Genomic DNA, 4,378 nt, shown 5'->3' with positions numbered 1-4,378 from the left:
GCTCGACTTGCATGTATTAGGCGTGCCGCCAGCGTTCGTCCTGAGCCAGGATCAAACTCTCCATCAAAACTCATCCCAAAGGAATGAGCCACGCACGCTTGTGCTTTGTTCAGTTTTCAAGGTTCTCAAACACAAGATTTAAAGTCGCATATCCTTCCCGAAGCGACGTTTTTTAATATAGCACATGTGATCCATCGTGTCAATAGATAATTTTCAGGAGCTTTTTGCGATGTAACCTTTTTTCTCTTACAGTCAAAGAAGATGGACAGCCAATTAAGCACATCAACGGTTTTAAGAAGGCCATTTGAGCCCTTTGAGAGAGAGGGACCTGTCATCAGACGGGGATCTCTTCTAAAAAAGGACAGACGTAGCCTGTTATCCACATCTGTCGATCTGTGGATTGCTGTGTGACGTCGTTTATTCACATGGGGATCGTCGGCCTGGTTCAATCTTAGGCCACCAGACTGCGCATCTTCTCCGCCTGATTCGCTTTGATCCGTCCTACCGCCATCGCCAACATGACGCATAAGGCCAGACCGCACCGTACCCTCATTTTTTGTTCCCCACGGATGGTATGCTTCTCCAAGCCAAACGTACAGTCCAACCGACTGTTGACCCGCTCGGCCGCTGTCCGGCGGCGGTAGGCTTTTTCCCAGGCGTAACTGGACCGATCGATCGGGGTGAAGATTCTTCGATCTTCGGCTAAGGGAATGCGAATCCCCTGGGCCACCGAACATTGGCTCATCCCCTGACATGAGATGCCGTATTGTTTGGCCGGACAGCGCTTTTTTAAGGTGTTCCGGCCTTTCTCAAACCCGCCATTGGTCATGGTTCGCTCTTTACCCGTCACCGGGCAGACACAATAGACTTCCCCTTTGTAGGTATAGACGACGTTTTCCCACTTGGTGAAGGAACGGGTGGATTCGCCATCTTTCCAGCTGTTGCGGATGTCTATGACCGGCTTGATTTGATGGTCGTCCCACAGACGCCGGATCAGTTTGGTGTCGTCATAGGCTTTGTCAGCCGCCAAGGTCTCCGCGTGCTCTAACATCTCGGGGCGGCTCTCTTCCAGGTGGTCGATCATCCGGTGGGCTTCGGTGATGTCCGCCACGTGGGCTGGGGTGAGGCTGAAATGGACCGGCAGTTCATAGACGGCATCGACGATGAGATGCAGTTTGTAGCCGAACCAGCGCACGACTTTCTCCCAGGGGGTTCCATCTTCTTTTACTCCGCGGTAGGTTTTGACGCCGTAAGTGGCCTCAGTGTCCCGCCGTCCGTCAGGTGTCCTGTTGCGGGTTTTGTGCCGGGCGTAGGAGGGAATGGCTTTGGAATCGATGGCCAGGTGTTTCCCAAAGTCCGGCAGAAGCTTTCGCAGTTCCTGAACGAGTGAGTCAAACATGGCTTGGATGAGGTCGGCATGGTGGAGGAGTTTTTTGAAAAACCGGGTGTATGCCCAGGATGACGGCACTTGCCCCTGAAAGCCGCACAGGTGCCTCAGCTGCCCATTGCGGGCCAGTTCTCTGCGCAGTTTTTCAATGCTTTCGTGCTGAAAGACAATCCCGGCTAATATTGAGTTCCACATGGCCCGGATGGGATAGTCGTTTCGTCCTTGCTTGCGTTCGGTTTCGAGGGTTTGCATCAATTTCTCATCGGGCATGGCTTCCATGACCAGGCGCAAACGTTCCAAATCCCCTAATTCTTCGATTTCTTCCCACCCAAACAGGCTGAGTTGTGGTATAATGGCCATACAGGTAAACCTCCTTTGGTTTTATGAGTTTTTTTGGTCAACTCTATTTTACCATAGGGAGGATTTACCTGTTTTCTTTTTTGTGCTTGATTTGGTGGGGTCAATTTTTTCTGGCGTACGAGATTTCATCTGTTAAAGTCCTGATTTTTAAGAATGGTGTGGGGTAAAATTTATTTTCCTGTGTCTCTCATCCCTTGTCCCGTCTGGTTTCCCGAACATCGCAATTAGCTCTTCAGATTGATTCAAGCGAATGATGGCTGTTCCATCATGCTCCATTTTTAATGGTCTTATTTGTTTCGATGGTCTTTTTGGTGGTTTTACAGCATCACCATTTTAACTGAATCACGTGCTGCTGTCGCAACGGCAAAGAGTAATATATCATACGCCCACAACAATTTCAATATGAATTTTTTCCAAATAATTCGTGGCAGGCAATGTGTCATATTTCGCTACACAATATAAAATGCCTTGCAAGCAAATATCGCTCACAAGGCCAAAACCATATTGCTCGTGACATACTCCCACCACCTACGCTAACGCTTAGAGGTGGGGGCTTCTCGGGTAATCCCATCTCATGATGGGAAGTTGACCGAGCGATCCCCGTGTGCCCCACGGTTCGAGGTCCAGTCAGGCAGTCCCTAACTGTTCAGACCTTCCTTTTTGATATTGATGGCAGCGTTGGTGTTTCTGTCTGCCACAAAACCGCATACACAACGGAACTGGCGTTCTGCGAGAGACAGAGATGCCTTCACCCGTCCACAATGTTAACACGTTTTGGATGAGGGGAACCATTTGTCGATTTTGATCAGCTGCTTTCCCTGTTCTGCTAACTTGTATTGAAGGAAAGAGGTGAACAGGCCCCAGCCGTTGTCATGTACGCTTTGACCAAAATGGAGAGCTTGAGCCAGTTTTTCCAAGGCTTGCCGATAGAATCGAGGATCATTGGCTCTCTTACCCTCGCTATCGACATACAACGTATTCATGGAAAAATCGAGCCCAACAACGTTTTCTATTTCTTTTGGCAACGGTTGGTGTTCATACTTAGTCAGAATGGAGATGAAGTATTTTCCTGTTTTCGTTTTCGTGATCGTACAGGACTTGATCATGTGGTGTGGCGGTATGTCACGGTGTTGTTTGATCTTGATCCATTTCAGTTTGGGTAGCTTGATATAGCCATCAGCAAGCTTCATGTTGCCATTGACTATGTTTGTGGTATACGACTGTTCGTCTTTGAACGTGTCATAGATGTGTTGACGTTCCTCAAGCATTTTGTTGTAGACGAAACGGACGCAACCGAACGTTTTGGCAAGCAGTTGTTCCTATTCTTGTGTTGGGTACAGACGGAATTTGTAGGCTTTGTTGGCCATATTCACATCACCCGCCCGTAACACGAACGTTTGTTTGATTTTATTTTACCACAACCATCATATTAAGGCTACATCAAAGATGATGTATNCAAAAATCTTAGAGAAAGGAGTACCCTACCTATGTCTAAAAGAAGTATACCGAATGTCGACTGGGCAAATCAACTGGAAAGTGTCATTCGTCAGTTTGTAAAGGAAAAATTAGAACTGATCATGCGGGAAGAAATCAAAAATTTCCTCGAAATCGAACAGGCTGGAACGCCGAATATGAGAAACGGCTACTATCAACGAAATCTAGATACGCAATATGGCCGGATTGAGGGTCTTTTGGTTCCAAGAGACCGAAACGGGGAATTTCAAACACAGTTGTTTGCCCCTTACCAACGGCACACGGGCTGGCTGGAGGAAGCAATCATTAGGATGTACCAAAGTGGCATGAGCACGCGTGAAATTGGCATGTTTATTGAACGAATTTTAGGCAATGCCTATTCTCCTGCAACGATCAGCCGTATTACCGATGTCGTGAAGGAAGACATCGAGAAATGGCACGCTCGTCCACTGCACAAGCGTTATTCCGTCTTATATTTGGATGGTTTATACGTAAAACTTCGTCGCGAAACCGTGGAGAAAGAAGCCATTTATGTGGTGTTAGGGGTGAACGAAGAAGGATATCGCGAAATCCTTGATTTCTTTGTGGGAGGACAAGAAAGCGCCTATATATGGCAGGAAATTCTTCAACACCTCTATCAAAGAGGCGTCAAGGAAGTGCTTCTGGGCGTATTCGATGGACTACCGGGGTTGGAGGAAGCCTTTAAGGCGGTTTATCCGAAAGCCGATGTGCAGCGTTGTGTCATTCACAAAGTACGTAATACCTTAAATCGTGTTCGGAAAAAAGATCAATTCGAAGTGGCAGAGGACCTCAAGCTGATTTATCGCGCGCCGAATAAGGAGATGGCATTACAGATGTTTCAACAGTTTGAGTCGAAATGGTCCAGCAAATATCCAAGAGAAGTTCAATCTTGGGCCAATGAGTTGGATGTCCTCCTTACATTTATGGATGATCCAAGCAGTATTCGAAGTGTGATTTACACGACGAATGCCATCGAACGAACGATTAAGGAGATTCGGAAACGTCTAAAGCCGATGAACAGTTTGAATAGTTTAGAAGCCGCTGAAAAAATCGTGTATTTGACCATTCAAGATTTTAATGAGAAATGGGCAGGGCGAAAGTTGCGAGGATTTGCCGAAGCGCATGAAGCCCTCGAGC

Annotated in this window: 2 protein-coding genes, 1 rRNA gene and 1 pseudogene; 1 reads left to right on the top strand and 3 read right to left on the bottom strand. The window is 47.3% G+C overall.

The annotated features are described in order from the left end of the window. From IEW48_RS16180 to IEW48_RS16170, 3 genes and pseudogenes are all read right to left on the bottom strand, one after another. Positions 1–67 (bottom strand): 16S ribosomal RNA (locus IEW48_RS16180); the annotation flags it as partial. A 384-nt stretch (positions 68–451) separates the two neighbouring features. Continuing rightward, positions 452–1,747 carry a transposase gene (locus IEW48_RS16175; protein WP_188624657.1) on the bottom strand — a complete coding sequence of 432 codons (1,296 nt, stop codon included), beginning with the start codon at positions 1,745–1,747 and terminating at the stop codon, positions 452–454. 638 nt (positions 1,748–2,385) lie between these two features. Next, positions 2,386–3,120: pseudogene (locus IEW48_RS16170) on the bottom strand (RNA-guided endonuclease InsQ/TnpB family protein). A gap of 114 nt (positions 3,121–3,234) precedes the next feature. On the opposite strand from IEW48_RS16170, the gene IEW48_RS16165 reads away from it, so the two are divergent. Then, positions 3,235–4,378 (top strand): IS256 family transposase (locus IEW48_RS16165; RefSeq protein ID WP_188624656.1); only part of this gene is annotated, 1,144 nt, incomplete at its 3' end.

This window comes from Caldalkalibacillus thermarum, assembly GCF_014644735.1.
Classification (GTDB): Bacteria; Bacillota; Bacilli; order Caldalkalibacillales; family Caldalkalibacillaceae; genus Caldalkalibacillus; species Caldalkalibacillus thermarum.
Note: the sequence above shows the minus strand (reverse complement) of the source record. Positions and strands in the feature narration are given on the sequence as shown.

Bases quoted from the DNA above. Each gene is read 5' to 3' on its own strand.
- IEW48_RS16175 (WP_188624657.1), bottom strand. From the start codon at position 1,747: ATGGCCATTATACCACAACTCAGCCTGTTTGGGTGGGAAGAAATCGAA.